24 protein-coding genes and 1 riboswitch are annotated in these 21,816 nt (G+C 70.4%); of the genes, 13 read left to right on the forward strand and 11 right to left on the reverse strand.

Annotated elements, in window-relative coordinates:
• Positions 1–2: 2 nt before the first annotated feature.
• From C8E96_RS17530 to C8E96_RS17545, 4 genes are read right to left on the reverse strand one after another with little or no spacing between them, the layout of a single operon-like run.
• Complete coding sequence (locus C8E96_RS17530) at positions 3–2,093, reverse strand: RecQ family ATP-dependent DNA helicase (protein WP_091372415.1); 2,091 nt, start codon at positions 2,091–2,093, stop codon at positions 3–5.
• Positions 2,094–2,131: 38 nt separating this feature from the next.
• The gene (locus tag C8E96_RS17535) at positions 2,132–2,872 is read right to left on the reverse strand and encodes an isocitrate lyase/PEP mutase family protein (RefSeq protein WP_091372410.1); all 741 of its coding nucleotides are present in this window, start codon (positions 2,870–2,872) and stop codon (positions 2,132–2,134) included.
• Positions 2,869–3,618, reverse strand: a complete 750-nt coding sequence (locus C8E96_RS17540) for a cytochrome P450 family protein (RefSeq protein WP_091372404.1) — start codon at positions 3,616–3,618, stop codon at positions 2,869–2,871. Before C8E96_RS17540 ends, C8E96_RS17535 begins: the two co-directional genes overlap by 4 nt.
• 43 nt (positions 3,619–3,661) lie before the next feature.
• Positions 3,662–4,345, reverse strand: a complete 684-nt coding sequence (locus tag C8E96_RS17545; protein ID WP_091372401.1) for a nitroreductase family protein — start codon at positions 4,343–4,345, stop codon at positions 3,662–3,664.
• A 248-nt stretch (positions 4,346–4,593) separates the two neighbouring features.
• Here C8E96_RS17545 and nadD point away from each other — a divergent pair, with 248 nt between their 5' ends.
• The 7 genes from nadD to C8E96_RS17580 all read left to right on the forward strand — a co-directional run bounded on the left by nadD (position 4,594) and on the right by C8E96_RS17580 (position 11,565).
• Entirely contained in the window at positions 4,594–5,184 is a 591-nt protein-coding gene (gene nadD / locus C8E96_RS17550) for a nicotinate-nucleotide adenylyltransferase (protein ID WP_091372397.1), read from the forward strand.
• Positions 5,185–5,240: 56 nt separating this feature from the next.
• Positions 5,241–5,627 carry a ribosome silencing factor gene (gene rsfS / locus C8E96_RS17555; RefSeq protein WP_091372392.1) on the forward strand — a complete coding sequence of 129 codons (387 nt, stop codon included), beginning with the start codon at positions 5,241–5,243 and terminating at the stop codon, positions 5,625–5,627.
• On the forward strand, positions 5,624–6,238 hold the full coding sequence (locus C8E96_RS17560) for a histidine phosphatase family protein (protein ID WP_091372389.1): 615 nt from the start codon (positions 5,624–5,626) through the stop codon (positions 6,236–6,238). The genes rsfS and C8E96_RS17560 overlap by 4 nt, the downstream gene beginning before the upstream one ends.
• Positions 6,239–6,257: 19 nt before the next feature.
• Positions 6,258–6,965 (forward strand): diglucosylglycerate octanoyltransferase, encoded by a 708-nt coding sequence (gene octT, locus C8E96_RS17565; protein WP_091372963.1) that lies wholly within the window; start codon positions 6,258–6,260, stop codon positions 6,963–6,965.
• 78 nt (positions 6,966–7,043) lie between these two features.
• Entirely contained in the window at positions 7,044–7,892 is an 849-nt protein-coding gene (locus tag C8E96_RS17570) for a DegV family protein (RefSeq protein WP_091372386.1), read from the forward strand.
• 131 nt (positions 7,893–8,023) lie between these two features.
• A complete protein-coding gene (locus tag C8E96_RS17575) occupies positions 8,024–8,881 on the forward strand; it encodes a ComEA family DNA-binding protein (RefSeq protein WP_091372381.1) in 858 nt (285 codons plus the stop codon).
• Positions 8,882–8,895: 14 nt separating this feature from the next.
• Positions 8,896–11,565: a ComEC/Rec2 family competence protein gene (locus C8E96_RS17580; RefSeq protein WP_091372378.1), complete on the forward strand. Its 2,670-nt coding sequence runs from the start codon at positions 8,896–8,898 to the stop codon at positions 11,563–11,565.
• 78 nt (positions 11,566–11,643) lie between these two features.
• Here the strand turns inward: C8E96_RS17580 and thrC are convergent, their stop codons facing one another.
• Entirely contained in the window at positions 11,644–12,909 is a 1,266-nt protein-coding gene (gene thrC / locus C8E96_RS17585; protein WP_091372373.1) for a threonine synthase, read from the reverse strand.
• Between the two features lie 11 nt (positions 12,910–12,920).
• A riboswitch (SAM riboswitch) is annotated at positions 12,921–13,050 on the reverse strand.
• Between the two features lie 118 nt (positions 13,051–13,168).
• On the opposite strand from thrC, the gene holA reads away from it, so the two are divergent.
• Positions 13,169–14,146, forward strand: a complete 978-nt coding sequence (holA, locus tag C8E96_RS17590; protein ID WP_091372370.1) for a DNA polymerase III subunit delta — start codon at positions 13,169–13,171, stop codon at positions 14,144–14,146.
• A gap of 276 nt (positions 14,147–14,422) precedes the next feature.
• Here holA and C8E96_RS34405 read toward each other — a convergent pair whose 3' ends face one another.
• Positions 14,423–14,941 (reverse strand): acyl-CoA thioesterase, encoded by a 519-nt coding sequence (locus tag C8E96_RS34405; RefSeq protein WP_091372364.1) that lies wholly within the window; start codon positions 14,939–14,941, stop codon positions 14,423–14,425.
• A 124-nt stretch (positions 14,942–15,065) separates the two neighbouring features.
• A complete protein-coding gene (gene rpsT, locus C8E96_RS17600) occupies positions 15,066–15,329 on the reverse strand; it encodes a 30S ribosomal protein S20 (RefSeq protein ID WP_091372360.1) in 264 nt (87 codons plus the stop codon).
• A gap of 215 nt (positions 15,330–15,544) precedes the next feature.
• Here rpsT and mscL point away from each other — a divergent pair, with 215 nt between their 5' ends.
• On the forward strand, positions 15,545–16,000 hold the full coding sequence (gene mscL, locus C8E96_RS17605) for a large conductance mechanosensitive channel protein MscL (protein ID WP_091372357.1): 456 nt from the start codon (positions 15,545–15,547) through the stop codon (positions 15,998–16,000).
• Positions 16,001–16,003: 3 nt separating this feature from the next.
• Here the strand turns inward: mscL and C8E96_RS17610 are convergent, their stop codons facing one another.
• From C8E96_RS17610 to C8E96_RS17620, 3 genes are all read right to left on the reverse strand, one after another.
• A complete protein-coding gene (locus C8E96_RS17610; RefSeq protein WP_091372352.1) occupies positions 16,004–16,204 on the reverse strand; it encodes a hypothetical protein in 201 nt (66 codons plus the stop codon).
• Positions 16,204–17,148: an SPFH domain-containing protein gene (locus C8E96_RS17615; protein WP_091372348.1), complete on the reverse strand. Its 945-nt coding sequence runs from the start codon at positions 17,146–17,148 to the stop codon at positions 16,204–16,206. Before C8E96_RS17615 ends, C8E96_RS17610 begins: the two co-directional genes overlap by 1 nt.
• 65 nt (positions 17,149–17,213) lie before the next feature.
• Positions 17,214–17,648 (reverse strand): type II toxin-antitoxin system PemK/MazF family toxin, encoded by a 435-nt coding sequence (locus tag C8E96_RS17620; protein WP_228769764.1) that lies wholly within the window; start codon positions 17,646–17,648, stop codon positions 17,214–17,216.
• A gap of 51 nt (positions 17,649–17,699) precedes the next feature.
• On the opposite strand from C8E96_RS17620, the gene C8E96_RS17625 reads away from it, so the two are divergent.
• The 4 genes from C8E96_RS17625 to lepA all read left to right on the forward strand — a co-directional run bounded on the left by C8E96_RS17625 (position 17,700) and on the right by lepA (position 21,408).
• A complete protein-coding gene (locus C8E96_RS17625) occupies positions 17,700–18,080 on the forward strand; it encodes a VOC family protein (RefSeq protein WP_091372339.1) in 381 nt (126 codons plus the stop codon).
• 75 nt (positions 18,081–18,155) lie between these two features.
• The gene (locus C8E96_RS17630; RefSeq protein WP_091372336.1) at positions 18,156–18,722 is read left to right on the forward strand and encodes a redoxin domain-containing protein; all 567 of its coding nucleotides are present in this window, start codon (positions 18,156–18,158) and stop codon (positions 18,720–18,722) included.
• Positions 18,722–19,519, forward strand: coding sequence for a cytochrome c biogenesis CcdA family protein (locus C8E96_RS17635; RefSeq protein ID WP_091372332.1), 798 nt, complete (start codon positions 18,722–18,724; stop codon positions 19,517–19,519). The genes C8E96_RS17630 and C8E96_RS17635 overlap by 1 nt, the downstream gene beginning before the upstream one ends.
• A 50-nt stretch (positions 19,520–19,569) precedes the next feature.
• On the forward strand, positions 19,570–21,408 hold the full coding sequence (gene lepA, locus C8E96_RS17640) for a translation elongation factor 4 (protein ID WP_091372329.1): 1,839 nt from the start codon (positions 19,570–19,572) through the stop codon (positions 21,406–21,408).
• A 3-nt stretch (positions 21,409–21,411) separates the two neighbouring features.
• Here the strand turns inward: lepA and C8E96_RS17645 are convergent, their stop codons facing one another.
• The gene (locus C8E96_RS17645; protein WP_091372326.1) at positions 21,412–21,810 is read right to left on the reverse strand and encodes a DUF3224 domain-containing protein; all 399 of its coding nucleotides are present in this window, start codon (positions 21,808–21,810) and stop codon (positions 21,412–21,414) included.
• Positions 21,811–21,816: the final 6 nt, after the last annotated feature.

The following is a 21,816-nucleotide window of genomic DNA, read 5'->3' on the forward strand; positions in this document are numbered from 1 at the left end:
GGCTAGGTTGTTGTGGCGAGGGTGAACGGGAGGACGCCGTCCGCGCCCGCGTCGCGTAGGGCCGCGGCGGCTACGGTCATAGTCCAGCCTGAGTCGATCTTGTCGTCCACCACCAGCACTGGTCCGTCCACTCCGGACACCGCGGCCGCGAGTTCCTCAGGCACGCGAACGGATCCCCACAGATGCGCCAACCGATGTGCGCTGTTCGCCCGTGCGCTCGGCCCACCGGTACGTATCTCACCCAGCAGCGGCAACCGTCCGATCGCCGCGATCCGCGCACCGAAACTTGAGACCAAGTTCGGCCTGCTGCCGGACGCGATCGTCACCACGCCCACCGGCCGCTGCTCCCAGTCCCACGCCGACAACACCTTCACGCACGCGTCGAAAACGTCGTCCGGGATCGGGGCGTCCTCGCCCGCGAAGACGTCCCGCAAACGATTGCCCCAGCCGATGTCGGTGAGCCTGCCGAGCGCGCGCCCGGCCGCCGCTTTGTGGCCCGCCTTGATGTTTCCCGACAGCGACACACCCAGCGTCGCCATGCCTGTCGGCCACTGCTTCTTCGGGGTGATCTCCACACCCGGCCTGCGCAGCCGTTCCCGCGCGGCGTCAACGTTGGCGCCGGAGACCTCGTCGCTCCAGCGCTCACCCGTGCAGTTGTCGCACCGGCCGCACGGCGCCGCGTGCGGGTCGTCCAACTCGCGCAGCAGGAACTCCATCCGGCAGCCGTCGGTGTCCTGGTAGTCCAAGATCGCCCGCTGCTCGGACTCCCGCGCGGTCGCGATCCGCGAGTAGCGCTCCTCGTCGTACTCCCAGGGCTGCCCGGTCGACTCCCAGCCACCGCGCACCCGCCGGACCGCGCCGTCGACGTCCAGCACCTTCAGGACCATCTCCAGCCTGCCCCTGGCCAGGTCGACCCTGGGTTCGAGCGCCTGCGTCGACAGCGCCTTGCCCGCGTCGTCCAACGCTGCCAACACTTCCCGCACGACCCGTTCCGCCGGGAACGCGAGGGAGGCGAAGTACGACCAGATGTCCTTGTCCTCGCGGCCGGGCAGCAGCACCACATCCGCCCGCTTCACACCACGGCCCGCGCGGCCGATCTGCTGGTAGTACGAGATCGGTGACTGCGGGGCGCCGACGTGCACGACGAATCCCAGGTCCGGCTTGTCGAACCCCATGCCGAGCGCCGACGTCGCGACCAGCGCCTTCACCCGGTTGGCCAGCAGGTCGTCCTCGGCCTGCTGCCGTTCCGCGGTGTCGGTCCGGCCGGTGTACGCCGCCACCTCGAACCCGCGGTCGCGCAGGAACGACGCCAACTCCTCGGCCGCGGCCACGGTGAGCGTGTAAATGATGCCCGACCCGGTGAACCGCTCCAGGTTCTCCGCCAGCCACGCCAAGCGGGCCTGCGCGGTCGGCAGGCGCAGCACGCCCAGCCGCAGGCTCTCCCGGTCGAGCGCGCCGCGCAGCACCATCGAGTCGTCGGTCAGTCCGAGTTGCTGCGCGACGTCCTGGACCACCCGGTTGTTCGCCGTCGCGGTGGTCGCGAGCACCGGCACGCCTTGCGGCAACTCGGCGATGAGCGTCCGAAGCCTGCGGTAGTCGGGCCGGAAGTCGTGCCCCCAGTCGGAGATGCAGTGCGCCTCGTCGACCACGAGCAGACCGGCCGACGCCGTCAGCTTCGGCAGCACCGCGTCGCGGAAGTCCGGGTTGTTGAGCCGTTCCGGGCTCACCAGCAGCACGTCGACACTGCCGTCGGCGACGGCCTCGTGCACCGCCTCCCAGTCCTGCATGTTGGCCGAGTTGATCGTCGCCGCGTGCACGCCTGCCCGCGCGGCCGCGTCGACCTGGTTGCGCATGAGGGCGAGCAGCGGCGACACGATCACCGTCGGCCCCTCACCCAGCTCACGCAGCAGCGCGGTCGCGACGAAGTACACCGCCGACTTGCCCCACCCGGTCCGCTGCACCACCAAGGCGCGTCCGCGGTCGGCGACCAGACCGCGGATCGCGGTCCACTGGTCCTCCCGCAGTTGGGCGTCCGGACCCGCGAGGGCGCGGAGACGCTCCTCGGCTGATGCGCGCAATGCCTGCTCGTCCACGTCTACCTGCTTACCCCATTCGGCCGACAGAACCGAACTCAGATCCCCAGCCTGGCCTGAAGCTGTGGATAACTCACGGCCGTCGTCACCGGTTTCGCACCCGTCCGAGCGCAGTCCGCGACCGCCAGGGCCGCGGCCAAGGCGTGCCGGTAGAGCGCCGACCCGGTGCTGATCCGCGCGACACCAGGGGTGGTTTCCAGTCCCGGCTGCCACAGGACGTTGAGCGGAAGCCCGACCCGCTCGGCCACCGCGGCGATCTCGGAGGGATCGGACAGCCCGGGGACGAACACACCGGAGGCGCCCGCGTCCCGGTACGTGAGCAGGCGGGGGATCGTCTCGTCCCGCCGCCCGTCGTCGAGCCAGTAGGTGTCGGTTCGCGCGTTGATGAATAACCCCGGGGCGGCGTCCGCGACCGCGCGGATGATCGCGGCGTGCACCTCGACGGGCCGCGTGCCGTCCTCCAGGTTGATCCCCGCGGCACCGAGCTCGGCCAACTCGACGGCGAGGGCCGCGACCGCGCCCGGGTCGTCGGAGTAGCCGCCTTCGAGGTCGACCGTCAGCGGCACGCTCAGCCTGCCGACCAGCGCCCGGGCCAGGCCCATCGTGAGGTCGGGACTGGTGTTGGTGCCGTCCGGCAGGCCCGCCGCCGCGGTCACGCCGAGGCTCGTCGTGCCGATCGCGGCGAAGCCCGCGTCGGCCAGCAGCAGCCCGGAGGCGACGTCCCAGGCGTTCGGGAGGATGAGCGGGCTCGGACCGTGGTGCAGGTCGGCGAAGGTCATCGGGTCCTCACGATCAGTCGGGCGGGCAGGCGCATGTTCGGCCGTGACTCGTACTCGACGGCCACGACGCTGACCTCGCCGAGTGCGTCCAGCACGCCGTGAGCCAGGGCGGTGGCCAACGCGGAGCCGGGGCAGGCGTGTCGGCCCGCGCCGAACGTCCCGGTCTCCGCGAGCGACACCCACAGCGCGCTACCGGCGGGCAGGACAACGCCGCCGAGGACCGTGTCCTCGACCGTACGGCGCTGCGTGCGGTGCACGGGCGCGCTGCGCACGGCTTGTTCGACTCCGCCCTCCAGCACCGCCGCGGCGATGAGCGCCGCCGTCGCGTCGTGGGCTTGGAACAGCACGCTGACAGCGGCCGGGTCGGAGAGCAGCGCCGCCAACGCGAGGAACGCCTCGTCGGAACGCGACTCGCACAGTTCGCGGGTCAGCCGGACAGCCGCGGCGACGTCCTCGACGTCCAGCGCCTCGGCCAGCACCGCGACCGGCACACCAAGGGCGATCGGCATGAGGTCGAACTCCCCACGCGGGGTTCCTGTCCGCGCCGCCGCAGCCGATCTCAGACCCGACACCTCGGGCAGCACGGCTTCGACCTGGGCGCGCCGACACGCGTGGTCCGCACCGTCGGAGAACCGGGCCATTCGGCCGACCAGCCCGCTCGGCCCCGCGACGCTCAGCACGTCGAGCGCGACCGCCGCATCAGCGGGCTGGTCGACCAGCCAGGTCCCGTCCGTTGATTTCCGCATTCCGCCACGCTAGGCGGAGATCCGTTCGGCGCCCGCCGAACAGTCAGACCCGCACCATCACCTGGTCGAGGTCCTTGCGCACCAAGTCCGGGACGACCGCGTCCTCGGCCGGGTAGCCGACCGGGATCACCGCGAACGCCTTCTCGTTGCGCGGCCTGTTCAACACCTCGGAGAGGAACCGCATCGGGCTCGGTGTGTGCGTCAGCGCCGCGAGACCGGACAGGTGCAGCGCCGTCAACAGCATGCCCACGGCGATGCCCACCGACTCGTCGACGTAGTAGTGCTTGTGCTGCTTGTCGCCGTCGAGGAAGTACCGCTGCTCGAAGACCACGATCAGGTAGGGCGCGTCGGTCAGGTGCGGCTTGTGCTCGTCGGTGCCCAGCGGACGCAGGGCCGAGAGCCACTCGTCGCCGAGCCTGCCGTCATAGGAGATCCGTTCCTCCTCCTCGGCCGCCTCGCGGATTCGCGCGCGAACCTCGGGGTCGGTGACGACCACGAACGTCCACGGCTGCTGGTGGGCACCCGAGGGCGCGGTCGCGGCGATGGCGATCGCGTCGATGATCACCTGCTCCGGGACGGAGTCGGACGAGAACGCGCGCACGGTCCGCCGCGTCTGCATCTTCTCCCGCATGGACGCGGCCGTGCGCAGCGCCTCATCCGCACTGATCCGCTCCGGCCGGTAAGGGACGGGGGTGTACGGGAAATCGTGAATCGGAGCCCAAGCCATGCCCCTGAGTCTGCCGGTCCGGAAGTGTCGGCGGTCATACCGGAAAGGTCATCCAAACCGCGTCATGGACCAGCCCAGGGCTCGTTTCACCAGTGCGCGGCCGCCGCAGGGGAGCGGGCCGTGCCCGGTGGTAACCCCCAGCCCACCGGTCCCCACAGTTGTGCGGCGGCGTCTCACGAACCCCCCTCGCGAGACGCCGCCCACACATCTCAGGACTTTCCCGATACCTGTCCGTACGCTGATCAGCTATGTCGCGGCGAATCGGGATCATGGGCGGGACGTTCGATCCCATCCACCACGGCCACCTGGTCGCGGCCAGCGAAGTCCAGTCCCGGTTCGATCTCGACGAAGTGATCTTCGTGCCGACCGGCCACCCGTGGCAGAAGAGCGACCGCGAGGTCAGCGCCGCCGAAGACCGCTATCTGATGACGGTCGTCGCCACCGCGTCCAATCCCCGGTTCTCAGTCAGCCGCGTGGACATAGACCGGGCAGGCGTGACCTACACCGTCGACACCCTGCGCGACCTTCGCGCGAAATTCCCCGACGACGAGCTGTTCTTCATCACCGGCGCCGACGCGATGCAGCAGATCCTGTCCTGGCGCGACGCGGACGAGCTGTTCCGCCTCGCGCACTTCGTGGGGGTCACGCGACCCGGCTACCACCTTGAGGGCACCCACCTGCCGTCCGGCTCGGTCAGCCTCATCGAGGTCCCGGCCATGGCCATCTCGTCGACCGATTGCCGCACACGCGTGGCCGACGGCGAGCCGGTCTGGTACCTCGTGCCCGACGGCGTAGTGCAGTACATCTCGAAACGCCACCTCTACGTCGCGGAGGCCTGAGCGCCTCCAGGTACCCTCGACGGGTTGTAGTACCCGTTATCACTTGAGGGAGAAACGTGACAGCCACGCACGCCGCACGCGAGTTGGCACTGGTCGCGGCCACCGCGGCCGCGGACAAGAAGGCCAGCGACGTGATCGTGCTGGACGTGTCCGACCAGCTCGTCATCACCGACTGCTTCGTGATCGCCTCCGCGGCGAACGAACGCCAGGTCGGCGCGATCGTCGAGAACATCGAGGAGAAGATGCGCGAGGCGGGCACCAAGCCCGTCCGCCGCGAGGGCGCCCGTGAGGGCCGCTGGGTGCTGCTCGACTTCGTCGACGTCGTCGTGCACGTCCAGCACACCGAGGAGCGGGTCTTCTACGGTCTCGAGGGCCTCTGGAAGGACTGCCCCCGGATCGAGTTCGACGCGGCTCCACCCGCCGACGAGGACGGGGACGCGTGAGTCTGCGGACTCTCGTGCTCTGGCGGCACGGAGAGACCGATTACAACGCCTCCGGCCGGATGCAAGGCCATCTCGACTCATATCTGACCGATGTGGGGTGGAACCAGGCCCGGTTCGCGGTCCCCGCGCTGGCCCGGTTCTCCCCGGACATCATCGTCGCCTCCGACCTGCGCCGCGCCACCGACACCGCCACGGTGTTCAGCGAGGCCATGGGCATCCCGCTGCGCATCGACAAGCGGCTGCGGGAGACCAACCTCGGCCTCTGGCAGGGCAAGACCAGCGTCGAGGTCGACGACGGCTGGCCGGGCGTGCGCAGGCGCTGGCAGACCGACGCGACGGTCACCCCGCCTGGTGGTGAGACCCGGGTCGAGGTGGCCGCCCGCGCCGCCGAGGTCGTCGCCGAACTCGACACCGGCGTCGAGGAGACGGCTGTCCTGTGCGCGCACGGCGGCCTGATCACGGCGCTGACCGGCAGGCTCCTCGACCTGCCCGTGGCCAACTGGTCTCAACTCGGGGGCATCAGCAACTGCCACTGGACGGTCCTCGCGCGCCGGGAGACCAGCGGCCTGTCCTGGCGCCTGATCGCGTACAACGCGGGCATCACCGGATAGCCCCGTGCCCACCGTGCTGATGTTCGGCGACTCGCTGAGCTTCCACGGCCCGGATGGCCCCCATCCGGCCGACGACGCGCGCCTCTGGCCCAACGTGGCCGCCTCGGCCATCGGTGGCCACACCGAACTCTTCGCAGGCTTCGGCTGGACCGCGCGAGACGCCTATTGGTCTCTTACCGGTGATCCCCGTGTGTGGGCGCAGCTGCCGAAGGCCGACGTGCTCGTCCTGGCCGTCGGCGGCATGGACACCCTGCCGTCGCCGCTGCCGACCTACCTGCGCCAGGGCATCCGCTACCTGCGGCCCGACGGCCTGCGCCGTGGCGTGCGCAAGGGGTACAGCGCCGCCCAGCCCATTCTCGCGCGGCTCACCAGGGGACGGCCGGTGGCGCTTCCCTCCGCGCTGACCGTCCGCTACCTGGACATGATCGTCGTGGCGATTCGGTCCCTGCGGCCAGACCTCCCAGTGATCGCCCTGCTTCCCGGGTACCACCGCGCCGCGTCCTATGGCTTCGTCCACACCGGCCGTGAGGCCGCGGTTCGCGCGATGCGGCAGTGGGCGGAGGAAGCCGGGGTGAGCCTGCTCGACTCGGCTGAACTCGTCGGCGCGCACGTGCTGGAGGGCCATGGAAACCCGGATGGCATGCATTGGGGCTGGTCCGGGCACGCCGACGTGGGCAAGGCCCTGGGCGCGCTCATCGCGTCGCTGGTCGAGCCGAACTCGCACTGACTCTTTCGCCCGGTCGGCGTAGCGCCGCGCAGCGGTTGTCGTAGGTTCGAGCGGTCCGTCCGATTAGGCTCCCGTGTCGTGCCGTTCGCCGTTGTCACCGACTCGACCGCCTACCTCCCTGAGGGTTTCGCGGACCGGCACGCGGTCCATGTCGTGCCGCTGTTCGTGCACATCGACGACAGCGAGGGCCGCGACGGCATCGACATCGGGCCCGCCGAACTAGCCGCCGCGCTCAAGGACCACCGCGTGGTCACCACGTCCAGGCCGAGCCCCGCCGAGTTCGCCGCCGAATACCGCAGGCTGCTCGACGAGGGGGCGGACGGCGTGCTGTCGGTGCACCTGTCCAGCGAACTCTCGGGGACCTGGGAATCCGCGCGCCTCGCCGCCGAGGAGGTCGGCTCGGATCGCGTCCGCGTCGTCGACTCCCGCACCACGGCGATGGGCCTGGGCTTCGCCGCCCTCCGTGCCGCCGCCGTCGCCGCGGACGGCGGTGACGGAGCCGCGGTCGAGGCCGCCGCCGTGGAAGCCGCCGCGCACACGAAGAGCTTCATGTTCGTCGAAACCCTCGACTACCTCCGCCGAGGCGGCCGGATCGGGGCCGCGGCGGCCTTTCTTGGGACCGCGCTGTCGGTCAAACCGATCCTGCACGTCCACGACGGCCAGATCGTCCCGCTGGAGAAGGTGCGGACGACCAGCCGGGCCCTCGCCCGGCTGGTGGACCTCGCCGCGGAAGCCGCCGGGGACCAGCCGGTGCAACTCGCCGTCCACCACCTCGCCGCACCCGACCGCGCCGCCGAACTCGCGACGCGCCTCGACGAGCGAATCGGCTCGTCATCGGGGTGCGTGGTGTCCGAACTCGGCGCGGTCATCGGCGCCCACACCGGCCCCGGGGTGCTCGGTGTCGTGATCTGCCCCGGCAGGCTGTAACCGCCCAACATCGCACACGAGCCCGACAATCCGGCCCGCCGCCGACGGTTCATCCACACCCTCCGGCGGGCTGTCCACAGCTCGACCGCGGGGTCTGCCGAAGCCGAGTCGGCGTCCCTAGCGTCGAATCCATGTTCGACACCAAGCACTCCCGGCCATCCCGCACCGACCACATCGACGACGTCCTGCACCGCCTGACCGCGGCCGCCGACCGCCCATGGGACGCACCCGACGCCGGCTATCGCGTTGTCTCCGACGATCCGGAACCCGCCGAGAGCCCCACACCCCGACATCGCCGCGCGGCCCCGGTGTGGTGGCGCGCGGGCAGACTCGGCCGTCTGATCACCCGTTGGACCAGCGCGGAGGGCACGCCTTGGTGGCGCCGACCCGCCATCCGCGACTTCAGCCCGGACGACCGGCCACGCAGGCGTTTCCCGATCGCCATGGTGATCGCCGCCGTGCTCGTCGGCGGGGTGATCAGCGCCTTCGTCGCGTTCTCGGGCAGCCCGACGGTCGAGCTGCCACCGGAGCTCCCGGTGGCCGCGGCGGTCGACCGGGTGAGCAGCCCGGCGAAACCGGGGGTCGTGGTCGACGTGGTCGGCAAAGTCGCTGCGCCCGGCCTGCGGACCCTGCCGGAGGGATCGCGGGTCGCCGACGCCATCCAGGCCAGTGGCGGAACGCTGCCCGCGACTGACGTGACCGGGCTCAACCTGGCCCGCCGCCTGGTCGACGGCGAACAGCTCCACGTCGGAGTCCCGGTTCCGCCCGCCGCCGCGGCCCAGCTCGCGCAGCCCGGGCCGATCGACCTGAACACGGCCTCACCCATCCAACTCGACACGCTCCCCGGGGTCGGGTCGGTCACCGCTCTGCGGATCGTCGAATGGCGGACGAAACATGGTCGGTTCAGCAAGGTCGACCAGCTTCGCGAGGTGGACGGAATCGGTCCCGCCAAATACGAATCCCTGCGCGAACTCGTCACCGTCAGGTAGCGGGGGCCGATCCGATGCCGCCGTCGCCCGTCCGTCCACACGCGACACACGACTGGAGGCTGATCCTCGCGGCGGTCGCATTGTGGCTCAGTGCCGCTCTGGGCTTGTTGGTCCATTGGGTGTGCACGGTCGTCGTCGGCGGCGTGATGCTCTTGGCGGCCATCGCGATCCTGGCGGTGGTCCCGAGAACGAAGCGTCAGGTCTCGCCGGGCGGGTGGCCGGTCCGGCAGGCGGCGTGGCCCCTGTTGCTCTGCGGGGTGCTCGCTTTGTGGCCGGTGACGGGACAGATCCGGGACGCGGCAACTGATCCCTTGCACGAACTGGCCGCCCGAGGTCAGGCGGTGGTGCTCCACGTCGAGGTGCGGGAGCGGCCGAAACCGGTGCGGACGGCGGGATTCGGCGGGATGCAACCGGGAATCGGGTCCGTGGTCATCCCCGCGACAGTCGTCGGCGCCGAGGGCGTCGACAGCCACGCGCAGGTGCTCGTCCTGGCCCCGGTCGAACCGTGGTCACACCTGCTGCCCGGCCAGACCCTCACCGCGCGGGGGACACTTGCCCCTGCTGCGTCTGGTCAGCTGACGGTGGCTGTCCTGCGGGTGCGTGGACCGCCGACATCGGTGGGCGCGGCGCCCGGTTGGCAGCAGACCGCCGACTCGCTGCGGGCCGGGCTGCGGCGGGCGGCAGGCGTGCTCGACGCGGAGGCCGCCGGCTTGCTGCCCGCGCTCATCGTCGGCGACACCGACGGCCTCTCGCCGACCGTGGTCGACGAGTTCCGGGTGGCCGGTCTGGCCCACCTTCTTGCTGTAAGCGGGGCGAACCTGGCGATCGTGTGCCTCACGATCCTGTTCCTTCTACGGGCGGTGCGGGCAGGCCCGTACGGCTCGGCGGCCGGAGCGCTGCTCGGGCTCGTCGGGTTCGTGATCCTGGCCGGACCGGAACCGAGCGTCCTGCGCGCCGGTGTCATGGGCGCGGTCGGCCTGTTGGCCCTCGCGCTGGGCCGTGACCGGTCAGCGCTGCCCGCGCTCGGGACGGCCGTGATCGTGCTGGTCGCGGTCGACCCGGGGATGGCCACCGCGTTCGGGTTCGTGCTATCGGTGCTGGCCACGGGCGCCCTGGTCCTGCTGGCGCCACGGTGGGCGGACGCCCTGGCCCGGAGACGGGTGCCGCGGGGGCTGGCTGAAGCCCTCGCCGTGCCGGCGGCGGCGCATGTGGTGACGGCACCGGTGGTGGCGGGGATGAGTGGCCAGCTCAGCCTGATCGCGGTCGCGGCGAACCTCGTGGTCGCGCCGGTCATCGCCCCGGCGACCGTGCTCGGTGTGCTCGCGGCCGTGGTGATGCGGGTGTGGCCGTGGGCGGCGCACTGGTGTGTCCGGCTGGCGGGCCCGGAACTGGACTGGGTGATCACGGTCGCCAGGCACGCCGCGGACTTCCCCGGTGCGGCGGTGGCGTGGCCGGACGGCTGGTGGGGTGGCGCGCTGCTGGTGGTCGTCGTGATCGCTATTGCTGTGGCGTGGCGTTCTCGACGGGGCCGGTCGGTGCTGGCCTTGGCGCTGGTGGCGGTGCTGGTCGTGGTGGTCCCGGTCCGCGTCCTCACGCCCGGCTGGCCACCTGCTGACTGGGCGGCCGTCGCCTGCGACGTGGGTCAGGGAGACGCCATCGCGCTGGCGGCGGGGGAGGCCGACCGCGCGGTCGTGGTCGACACCGGACCGGAAGCGGGGCCGGTCGACGACTGCCTCGACCGGCTCGGGGTCACCCGGGTGCCACTGGTGATCCTGAGCCACCTCCACGCCGACCACGTCGGCGGCCTGGCGGGTGTCCTCTCGGGACGGTCGGTCGGCGCCATCGCCGTCGGCTCGGGCCGAACCCCGGACTGGGCGTGGCGACAAGTGCGCCGCGAAGCCGAGCAGGCGGGGGTGCCGCTGGTCGACCTGGCGGGCGGTCAGCGGCTGAGCTGGCCCTCGCTGACTATCGAAGTGTTGTCCCACAACAGAAAGGAGAGAGCTGACGACGAGACGACCGGAACCGCGATCAACAACCGCTCACTGGTGTTCCGCGCGTCCACTGCCGCCGGACGGGTCCTGCTGACCGGCGACGTCGAACTAGCCGCGCAAGCCGACCTGATTTCGTCCCAAGTGGACATCTCGGCTGACGTTGTGAAGGTGCCTCACCATGGTTCCCGCACAACGTCGCCGGAATTCCTTGCGGCGGTGGGGGCTCGGGTCGCGTTGGTGAGCGTGGGGGCGCGGAACCGGTATGGGCATCCGAGTCCGCGGACTATGGAGGTGTTGCGGGATCTGGGGACTCTTGTGGCGCGTACCGATCGGGAGGGTGATAGCGCGGTTGTGCCGGGGCCGGGGATTCGGCGGCGGGGTGCTCGTGGGCCGCCTGGATCTCGTTGCTGGGCGCCGGTTTGGGGTGGTTCGCAGGCTGGCTTCGCGGGGTGCCTGTTTGGGCGGCTGGCTGGCTGGCCGGCCGGCGCGGGGTGCCTGTTTGGGTGGTTCGCCTTGATTCGGGGACCCCGCCAAATGGGCCTGGCGCGGGCTCAAAAGGTGGGCACAGTACAGCCCACCCGCGCCGAAAGTTTAGGCCCATTTGCCCCGAATCAAGGCGAACCACCCAAACAGGCCGTTCTGTTCTGCCCCTTGCGTTCTGTGGATGGTGGGATCAATCGGCAGGCTTGGTGAGGGAGCGGTGATCGCGGTCAATGGGGCCTGGGGCCGTGCTCTGGGGATCGAGCGTGCTCGATCCCCAGAGCATCGGAATCACCTACGAGACAGGGCCTCGCGCACGGCGGCGGCTGAGGGTGGGACGGTGGCGAGGGGGCCGATCTTGTCCTGGACGGCGTCCAGGGTCTTGAGGCCGTCGCCGGTGATGAGGAGGACTGTTTCCGCGTCGGGGTCGAGTTTGCCGTTCTCGACGAGCTTCTTCGCGGTCGCGACGGTCACGCCGCCGGCGGTCTCGGCGAAGATGCCCTCGGTGCGGGCCAGCAGGCGGATGCCCTCGACGACCTCTTCATCGGTCACGTCCTCCACGGCGCCGTTCGTGCGGCGGACGGAGTCGAGGACGTAGGGGCCGTCGGCGGGGGCGCCGATGGCCAGGGAGCGGGCGATGGTGTCCGGCTTGACCGGGCGGATCACGTCGCTGCCCGCCTTGTAGGCCGTCGACACCGGGGAGCAGCCGGTGGCCTGGGCGCCGAAGATGCGGTACGGGGTGGCCTCGACCAGGCCGAGGTCGCCGAACTCGCGGAAGGCCTTGTCGACCTTGGTGAGCTGCGAGCCGGAGGCGACCGGGATCACGACCTGCCCGGGGAGGCGCCAGCCGAGCTGCTCGGCGACCTCGTAGCCGAGGGTCTTGGACCCCTCGGCGTAGTACGGGCGGACGTTGACGTTGACGAACGCCCAGTCCTCGTGTTCGGCGGCCAGTTCGGTGGCGAGCCGGTTGACGTCGTCGTAGTTGCCGTCGACGGCGATCAGGGCGCCGTCGTACACGGCGGTGGTGAGGATCTTGGCGCGCTCGAGAGAGGAGGGGATCAGCACGACCGAGTCCCAGCCCGCGCGGGCCGCGGCGGCGGCGACGGCGTTGGCCAGGTTGCCGGTCGACGGGCACGCGAGCACGGAGAAGCCGAGCTGGCGGGCGGCGGCGAGGGCGACGGCGACCACGCGGTCCTTGAAGGAGTGCGTGGGGTTGCCGGTGTCGTCCTTGACCCAGAGGTTCTTGATGCCGAGCGCGGCGCCGAGGCGGTCGGCCTTGACCAGGCGGGTCATGCCGGGCTCGGTGTTGGGGTGGGTGTCGACATCGGCGGGCACGGGAAGGAGCCCGCGGTAGCGCCAGATGGACTGAGGGCCCGCTTCGATGTCCGCACGAGTGATCTTGCCGAACTCGTAGGACACCTCAAGCGGGCCGAAACACTCGGCACAGGCGAATTCCGCGGCGAGCGGGATCTGGTGGCCGCACTCACGACACGACAGAGCGCGCGCGGAACCGAGGTCGAGGGTGGTGGGACGCTGGGCGTCGACTGCCGATGTCATCGCGAGGTATCTCCTCATCTATCCCGCAAGCGGGTCGGAATTGGCACCGTGATCGCGCACACGTCTCCCTTGTGGAAGACATGGCTCACGCCGGTTGCCGGGGCTTCTTCGGGCCGATCCCTCTGCCCCTCTGGATGAGCGGTATTCAGTTATGCCAACGACGCTACGGCACCGTGTCCGGCAGGTGCCACCGAGCGTCCAGTATCCGAGAGTGGTTGCGCGCCCGCGGGTGTCGTCCGTACATGGCAGGATTCCCAGCGTGAACTCGCCCGCGGTCACCCCGGCACCTCTGCAACTCGCGCTGGGGGAGGAGGAATTGCTGGTCGAGCGCGCGATCCGCGCCGCACTCGACTCGGCTCGGCTCGCCGACCCCTCGGCCGACCTCACCCGGGTGCGCGTGGCCGACCTCACATCCCCTGAGCTGGCCGAACTGGTCTCGCCGTCACTGTTCGCCGAAGGCCGGGTGATCGTCGTCGACGCCGCGCACGAGGCCACCCAGGACATCGCGGCGGTGATCATCTCGTACGTGAAGAACCCCGCCGAGGGCATCGTGTTCGTCGTCGTCCACAACGGCGGCGGGCGCAAAGCGGGCAAAGACATCGTCGCCGCGATGCGCAAGGCAGGAGCAGTCGTCACCGAGTGCGCGAAGATCACCAAGCCCGCAGAGCGGGAGGCGTTCGTCCGCAACGAGATCCGCCGGGCGGGCGGCAAGACCGACGCGGCCGCCGTCGCGGCCTTGGTGGACTCGGTGGGCTCGGACCTCCGTGAACTCGCCGCCGCCTCCGCGCAGCTGGTGGCGGACACCGCGGGCGCGGTGACGGAGGAGGCGGTCCGGCGGTACCACCGGGGCCGCGCTGACGTGACCGGCTTCGCGGTCGCCGAGAAAGCCGTGACCGGCGACGTCCCCGGCGCCCTTGAGGCGCTGCGCTGGGCGATGCACCTCGGGGTGCCGCACGTGCTGGTGGCCGACGCGCTCGCCGACGCCGTCCGAACTGTCGCGCGGGTGTCCGGGGCGGGCCGGGCCGACCCGTTCCGGTTGGCCGGCGAGCTGGGAATGCCCGCATGGAAGGTGAAGAAGGCGCTGGCCCAGAGTCGCGGGTGGAAACCCGCCGGCTTGGTCGAGGCGATGCGGGTGGTCGCCGAGGTCAACGCCGACGTGAAGGGCGTCGCCGCCGACGCGGACTACGCCCTGGAACGCGCCGTCCTCCGACTCGCCAAGGCACACCGCCGAGAGTGACCTGAACGCCCCACCCCGGCCAGGTGCCGCCCACCCCACCCGCGAGTCGCCCCTTCCGGCAAGCGAGTCGCCCCTTCCAGCAAGCGAGTTCGACATTCGCGCATCGCGAATGTCGAACTCGCTTGCCTGGTGGGGCGACTCGCGGGGTGCCTGGTGGGGCGACTCACCTTGCCTGGCGGGGTGGCTGGCGGGGTGGCGCGGTTCGATCAGGAAGGCCGCGGTGCGGACGAACCATGGGTGCCGCAGGGTGCATTCGAGCAGGCGGCGGTGGCTGGGCTACTCCGCCGTCGGGGGCTTGGGGGTTCGGCTGGCGAGGATCTCGTCGCGGCGGGCCAACCGGTTCTTGCGCCGGATCTCGGCCTCGACACCGCGGCGTTCGTCTTCCGGGGTTTCGGGCAGCACCGGGGGAACCGCCCGGGGGTTGCCGTCGCCGTCCACCGCGACGAAGACCAGGTACGCCGTGGCCACCCTGGTGGGTGGGACGCCCGCGCGGTCCCACGGCTCCGCCAGGACGCGCACCCCGACCTCCATGGAGGACCGGCCCGCCCAGTTGACCTGCGCGTGGGCGTGGACCAGGTCGCCGACGCGGACCGGGTGCAGGAACGTCATGCCGTCCATGGCGGCGGTGACCGCCGGGCCGCCGGAGTGGCGTTGGGCGACCGCCCCGGCGACGTCGTCGACGAGTTTCATGATGACGCCGCCATGCACCGTGCCCAGGAGGTTCGTCTCCAGCGCGGTCATGATGTGCGACAGCGACGTGCGGGCCGCGGAGGTGGGCTTCGGGTCCAGATCCATGGGGCGAAGTGTGCCCCAGCCGCCGACAGCGCCGCCCACCAGGAAGCGAGAAGGCCAGCCCAGCCTCAAACGCCGACAGCGCCGCCCACCAGTGAGGTGGACGGCGCCGTCGAGAAGGCTTGGGTCAGCCGAGCTTGTTGACCGCCAGGGCCATCGCCGACTTCTTGTTGGCGGCCTGGTTGGCGTGGATGACGCCCTTGCCGGCGGCCTTGTCCAGCTTGCGGCTGGCGTCCTGCAGCAGCTCCTGGGCCTTGGCCTTGTCGCCGGCCTCGGTCGCCTCACGGAACTTGCGGACCGCGGTCTTGACCGAGGACTTGACGGACTTGTTGCGCTGACGCGCCTTCTCGTTCGTCTTGATGCGCTTCATCTGGGACTTGATGTTGGCCATGCGTAACTCCTCGATTCAAAAACGCGGATTGCGCGCCGCTGACTTCGTGTGGCCCTGCTCGCGCAGGTCTCCTCCAGGGCGGAGTGCCGCACGGCGCGTCGAGCAAGGTTAACAGGCCTGGTCCTGGGCTCACCCATCGGCTCTTCCGGTTGCGAGATGACGATCAGTCCCCCGAAATGTCACACCAACAAGTGGCATTCGAGAGGAGACGGTCAGTGAAGGGCCTGTGGAGTGAATTCAAGGCGTTCGCGCTCGGCGGGAACATGTTCGACCTGGCGCTCGGCTTCATCATCGGCACCGCGTTCGCCGCGCTAGTGGAGAGCCTGGCGGGCAACGTGCTGATGCAGCTGGTCGCGGCGATCTTCGGCAAGCCCGACTTCAGCAGCCTCATGTTCACCGTCAACGGCGCCGAGCTCAAATACGGTGCGTTCCTCACCGAGCTGTTGAACTTCCTCCTGCTCGGACTTGTGCTGTTCGGCCTGGTCAAGCTCATGAAGAAGGCGGGCCTGGGCAACTTCCGGGCGCAGGGCAGCCGCGAGTGCCCCTACTGCAAGGAGTTCGTCCCGATCGACGCGCTCAAGTGCAAGTGGTGCACCGCCGACATCGAGCCCGCGCTGCTCGACGAGGAGGACACGGAGCTCATCGCCTCGCGGACGAAGGTCGCCGAGTAGTACTCACTCCGCGTCCTTGGGCGGGCGGCCTCGCCGGGGGAGGCCGCCCGCGCCGTCGGGCAGCCGCCCGGCCTCGGCGAGGGCCCGGCGGAGCATGAACTCGATCTGCGCGTTGGTGCTGCGCAGCTCGTCGTTCGCCCACCGGGCCACCGCGTCGTGCACGGCCGGGTCCAACCGCAGGAGGACCTTCTTGCGCTCGGCCATCAGTGGTAGAGCGACCCGGCGTTCACCACGGGCTGGGCCTCGCGGTCACTGCACAGCACGACCATCAGGTTGCTGACCATCGCCGCCTTGCGCTCCTCGTCGAGGTCGACCACGTCGTTCTCGGCGAGCCGGGCCAACGCCATCTCCACCATGCCGACCGCTCCCTCGACGATCCGTGAGCGGGCCGCGACCACCGCGCCCGCCTGCTGCCTGCGCAGCATCGCCTGCGCGATCTCCGGCGCGTACGCCAGGTGCGTGATGCGCGACTCGATGACCAGCACACCGGCCGCCTCGACCCGGGCGGCGATCTCCGCGGAGAGCTGCCGGGTGATCTCGTCGGCGTTGTCCCGCAGCGACATCGCGTCCTCGCCGTGGACGTCGTACGGGAACGTGTTGGCGATGTGCCGGACCGCGGTCTCGGTCTGGATGGCGACGAAGGCGATGAAGTCGTCGACCTCGAACACCGCGCGGGCGGTGTCCTCGACCTTCCAGACCACCACGGCGGCGATCTCGATCGGGTTGCCGTCGGCGTCGTTGACCTTCATGACCGCGGTCTCGTGGTTGCGGATCCTGGTCGAGACCTTGCGCCGGGTGGTGAACGGGTTCACCCAGCGCAGGCCGTCGATCCGGACCGTGCCCGTGTAGCGGCCGAGGAACTGCAGCACCCGGGCCTCGTTGGGCGCCACCATCGTGAGCCCGCCCGCCGCGATGCCGGCGGCGATGACGGCGACGACGCCCAGGACGATCGCCCCCGCCGCCACCGGCGTGCTGATGTCCACGCCGTGCGCGAGCCCCCCGATGCCGACGCCGATCAGCCCCAGCCCGGCGACCGTCAGCACGAACGCGGCCCCGGCCAGCGGCAGCCCGGTCGCGCCGAACGCCTCCTTCTCGCGCACTCGCGGCGATGGCAGCACTGGGCGCTCGAAGTCCGGTGGTGTGGTCATAGCGTCCTCCCCTGGATATCTATTGCTAAGCAAAGTGATATCACTTTTTCGGGGAGCGTGTCCAGTCAGCGCCAGCCGTAGCGCTCCCGCAGGGCGGCGGCGACGAGGGTGAACCGGTCCGCTTCGAGGATCGAGCCCTCACGCCGGAGGTCGTCCTCGCCGAGGTCGAAGAGCCGGTCCAGCCGCAGGTACGACACCCGGGCGTCGCGGTCCCAGCTGCCGGAGCCGACTTCGAGCCAGTCGTCGCGCTCGCGATCGTGCGGAGTCTTGCTCGACAGCATCAGCGCCCGCAGCCGCGATCCCTCCCGTCCGACGACCAGCAGCGGCCGGTCCTTGCCGCGTTCCGGATCGTCCTCATAGGGCACCCAGGCCCAGACGATCTCGCCCGGATCAGCGTTCCCGTCGAGATCCGGGGCGTAGTCGATGGTGGCGGGACGGTCGGTGGACGCCTCCCGGACCGCGCCGCGGGCGGGTCGGGGGTCATCAGAGGTAGCTCGCACGGGGCGCGAGCGTAGTCGCGCGCGAGCCGGATCCCCGGTAGGACTTGTGGTGTGGAGTTCCTGACGAGCCGCGTGATCATCCATCCGCGTGACCCCGAGCGGTCCATGGCGTTCTACCGCGACGTCCTCGGCCTCGCGATCTTCCGCGAGTTTCCCGGCGGGACGGTGTTCTTCCTCGGCGGCGGACAACTGGAGCTCTCGTCGAAGGGGTCCGAGCCCGCGTCGCCCGACCTCGCGCTGTGGCTGCAGGTGCGCGACCTCGCGGGCGCCGTCGCCGAACTCCGCGAGCGCGGCGCCGAGTTCACCCGCGAGCCGCGGCTGGAGCCGTGGGGCCTGCACGAGGCCTGGCTCGCCGATCCGGACGGCGTCCGGATCGTCCTGGTGCAGGTTCCGCCCGACCACCCCATGCGGCGGGACTCGCGCACACCCTGACCGTCCTCAACCCGTAAGGACTTTCACGGGCCGCCGTGCTCGATGATTCGTGCCCGACGACGTGGAGGTTTCCCAATGCGCCGCCCTGCCTTGGTGCTCGCCGCCCTTCTCTTGCTGGCGGGGTGCGGCGGCACACCTGCTCCGGCCGGTCAGCCCGAGCCCGGCACGACCGCTCCGAGGACCACGTCCGCGACCGCGACCGGGGGTTCGTCGAGCCCGGCGCCCGCGGCGGCGGTCCCGGAGAAGCTCCAGTTCACCGCCATGACCGTCGACGGCAAGGACTTCCGCGGCGAGTCGCTCGCGGGCAAGCCCGCGGTGCTGTGGTTCTGGGCGCCGTGGTGCCCCAAGTGCCGGCGTGAGGCGTCAGGTCTCGCCGAGGTCGCCAAGCGGCACGAAGGCAAGGTCACCTTCGTCGGCGTCGCTGCCCAGGACCGGGTCGAGGCCATGCGCGACTTCGTCCAGAAGCGCGGCGTCGGCGGGTTCACCCACCTCGCCGACACCGAAGCCGCCCTGTGGAAGCGCTTCGGCGTGACCTACCAGCCCGCGTACGCCTTCCTCTCCGCTGACGGCACGATCGAGACCGAGACCAAGCAGCTCGGCAAGGACGCCCTCGCCGCCAGGGTCGCGGGCCTCGCGGGCTGATGGGCGACCTGGGGCTCGCGCTCGTCGCGGGCATGTTGGCCACGGTCAACCCGTGCGGATTCGCGATGCTGCCCGGCTACCTGGCGCTCGTCGGCGGCGCCAAGGTCGGCCGGGCGCTGGCCGCCGCCGCGCTGATGACCGCCGGGTTCATCGCGGTCTTCGGGATCTTCGGCCTGCTCACCGCCCCGTTCGCGTCGACGCTGCAGCAGTACCTGCCGGTCGTCACCGTCGTGATCGGCGCCTGCCTGGTCATCGCGGGTGGGGTGCTGCTGTCCGGCCGCGAGTTGCCACTGCCGATCCCCAAGCCCAGCCGCGGCGCGCCGAGCGCGCGGATCGTGTCCATGATCGGCTACGGCGTGGCATACGCGGTCGCGTCGCTGTCGTGCGCGGTCGGGCCGTTCCTCGCCGTCGCGGGCATCGCTCTTCGCGGGGGCAGCGTCGTCCCGTTCGTCACCTATGGCCTCGGGATGGGCCTGGTCGTCGCGGTGCTCGCGGTGGCGGCGTCGATGACGTCGCCGGTGCGCCGGATGCTCCCGTACGTCAACCGGGTCGGCGGCGTGCTGCTCGTCGTCACCGGCCTCTACGTCGGCTACTACGGGATCTACGAGCTGCGGCTGTTCCACGGCGACGGAGACCCGGCCCATCCGGTGGTCGAGGCGGCCTCGGAAGTGCAGGGTTGGCTGGTCGGAGTGCTCGACGACCTTGGTCCGGTGCCCTTGGTGGCGGCGTTGGCGGCACTCACGCTGGGTGCCGTACTCGTCGCACAGCGGCGCCGGAAAGCGCCGGATCAGTCGTGACCTTGGGGCATGGGACGATGTACGCATCCATTGACCATGCGAGGACCTGAGTGGCTACGTTCGCTGACAAGACCTTCACGACACCGGAACTGATCCGGAACTTCTGCATCATCGCGCACATCGACCACGGCAAGTCCACGCTGGCCGACCGCATGCTGCAGATCACCGGCGTCGTCGAGGCCCGGGACATGCGCGCGCAGTACCTCGACCGGATGGACATCGAGCGCGAACGCGGCATCACGATCAAGGCGCAGAACGTGCGCCTGCCGTGGGTCGTCGACGGCACCGAGCATGTCCTGCACATGATCGACACGCCCGGCCACGTCGACTTCACCTACGAGGTCTCCCGCGCGCTCGACGCCTGCGAGGGCGCCGTCCTGCTGGTCGACGCCGCCCAGGGGATCGAGGCTCAGACGCTGGCCAACCTCTACATGGCGCTCGACCGCGACCTGACGATCATCCCGGTGCTCAACAAGATCGACCTGCCCGCCGCAGACCCGGACAAGTACGCCGCCGAGATCGCGCACATCATCGGGTGCGAGCCCGACGACGTGCTGCGGGTCTCGGCGAAGACCGGCTTCGGGGTGAAGGAGCTGCTCGACGAGGTCGTCAAGATGGTCCCCGCGCCGGTCGGCAACGCGGACGCCCCGGCCCGGGCGATGATCTTCGACTCGGTCTACGACACCTACCGCGGCGTGGTCACCTACATCCGCGTGGTCGACGGCAAGATCACCCCGCGCGAGCGGATCAAGATGATGTCCACCGGCGCGACGCACGAGCTGCTGGAAGTCGGGATCATCTCCCCGGAGCCCAAGCCCAGCGTGGGCCTCGGCGTCGGCGAGGTCGGCTACCTGATCACCGGTGTGAAGGACGTCCGCCAGTCGCGAGTCGGCGACACCGTGACCTCGGAGCGCAAGGGCGCCACCGAGGCGCTTGCCGGCTACCGCGAACCGCGGCCGATGGTCTACTCGGGGCTCTACCCGGTCGACGGCTCGGACTACCCGGACCTGCGTGAGGCCCTCGACAAGCTGCAGCTCAACGACGCCGCGCTCACCTACGAGCCGGAGACCTCCGCCGCGCTCGGCTTCGGCTTCCGCTGCGGCTTCCTCGGCCTGCTGCACCTGGAGATCACCCGCGACCGGCTCGAGCGCGAGTTCGGCCTCGACCTGATCTCGACCGCGCCCAACGTGGTCTACCGGGTGGTGCAGGACGACGGCACCGAGCTGACCGTGACGAACCCGTCGGACTGGCCCTCGGGCAAGATCTCCGAGGTCTTCGAGCCGATCACCAAGTGCACGATCATCGCGCCCAGCGACTACATCGGCGCGATCATGGAGCTGTGCCAGGGCAAGCGCGGCCAGCTCGGCGGCATGGACTACCTGTCCGAGGACCGCGTCGAGCTGCGCTACACGATGCCCCTCGGCGAGATCATCTTCGACTTCTTCGACAACCTGAAGTCCCGCACCCGCGGGTACGCCTCGCTCGACTACGAGGAGTCCGGCGAGCAGGCCTCCGAGCTGGTCAAGGTCGACATCCTGCTGCAGGGCGAGGGCGTCGACGCGTTCAGCGCGATCGTGCACAAGGACTCGGCGTACGGCTACGGCACCCGGATGGTCACCAAGCTGCGCGAGCTCATCCCGCGCCAGCAGTTCGAGGTGCCCATCCAGGCCGCCATCGGCTCCCGGGTGATCGCCCGCGAGACCATCCGCGCCATCCGCAAGGACGTCCTCGCCAAGTGCTACGGCGGTGACATCAGCCGTAAGCGCAAGCTGCTCGAGAAGCAGAAGGAAGGCAAGAAGCGGATGAAGATGGTGGGCCGGGTCGAGGTCCCCCAGGAAGCCTTCGTCGCCGCCTTGTCGACCGACGACTCGGCGACCAAGAAGAAGTAGCGCTCAGACCTCGTAGTCGAACGTGTAGGTGTGGCTGCCGTCCTCGTGGCGGGTGATCACGAACTCCCCGGTCAGCCCGGCGAGTTCGTTGGTCCCCGTCCCGGGGACGACGGTCACCTTCGCCGACTGCTCGTCGGGGGACGCGGTGGCGGTGTGCTGCAGCACGAAGCTGCCCGCCCGGCCGTTCAGGTCGCCGTGGACCCGCTCGATCGCCACGTACGCCCCGGTGCCCGTCTCCGGGTTCTGCGCGCCGATCATGTGCACCTCGCTGGTGCCCACGAGCGCGCCCGAGAACGTCTTGGTCAGCGTGACGTGGCCCAGGTGGGTTCCGCCATCGTCGTCATACGGGTCCTCCGCCTTCCACTCGTCGATCACGAACTCGCCGCTGACATGCTCGGACATGCTGCT

It is taken from the genome of Actinokineospora alba (genome assembly GCF_004362515.1).
GTDB lineage: Bacteria > Actinomycetota > Actinomycetes > Mycobacteriales > Pseudonocardiaceae > Actinokineospora > Actinokineospora alba.

Coding starts and splice junctions, on each gene's coding strand:
- C8E96_RS17540 (WP_091372404.1), bottom strand. CDS start 3,618: ATGCGGAAATCAACGGACGGGACCTGGCTGGTCGACCAGCCCGCTGAT.
- C8E96_RS17580 (WP_091372378.1), top strand. CDS start 8,896: ATGCCGCCGTCGCCCGTCCGTCCACACGCGACACACGACTGGAGGCTG.
- octT (WP_091372963.1), top strand. CDS start 6,258: ATGTTCGGCGACTCGCTGAGCTTCCACGGCCCGGATGGCCCCCATCCG.
- C8E96_RS17615 (WP_091372348.1), bottom strand. CDS start 17,148: ATGACCACACCACCGGACTTCGAGCGCCCAGTGCTGCCATCGCCGCGA.
- C8E96_RS34405 (WP_091372364.1), bottom strand. CDS start 14,941: ATGGATCTGGACCCGAAGCCCACCTCCGCGGCCCGCACGTCGCTGTCG.
- C8E96_RS17575 (WP_091372381.1), top strand. CDS start 8,024: ATGTTCGACACCAAGCACTCCCGGCCATCCCGCACCGACCACATCGAC.
- C8E96_RS17635 (WP_091372332.1), top strand. CDS start 18,722: ATGGGCGACCTGGGGCTCGCGCTCGTCGCGGGCATGTTGGCCACGGTC.
- C8E96_RS17645 (WP_091372326.1), bottom strand. CDS start 21,810: ATGTCCGAGCATGTCAGCGGCGAGTTCGTGATCGACGAGTGGAAGGCG.
- C8E96_RS17630 (WP_091372336.1), top strand. CDS start 18,156: ATGCGCCGCCCTGCCTTGGTGCTCGCCGCCCTTCTCTTGCTGGCGGGG.
- nadD (WP_091372397.1), top strand. CDS start 4,594: ATGTCGCGGCGAATCGGGATCATGGGCGGGACGTTCGATCCCATCCAC.
- thrC (WP_091372373.1), bottom strand. CDS start 12,909: ATGACATCGGCAGTCGACGCCCAGCGTCCCACCACCCTCGACCTCGGT.
- C8E96_RS17535 (WP_091372410.1), bottom strand. CDS start 2,872: ATGACCTTCGCCGACCTGCACCACGGTCCGAGCCCGCTCATCCTCCCG.
- C8E96_RS17610 (WP_091372352.1), bottom strand. CDS start 16,204: ATGGCCGAGCGCAAGAAGGTCCTCCTGCGGTTGGACCCGGCCGTGCAC.
- C8E96_RS17545 (WP_091372401.1), bottom strand. CDS start 4,345: ATGGCTTGGGCTCCGATTCACGATTTCCCGTACACCCCCGTCCCTTAC.
- rpsT (WP_091372360.1), bottom strand. CDS start 15,329: ATGGCCAACATCAAGTCCCAGATGAAGCGCATCAAGACGAACGAGAAG.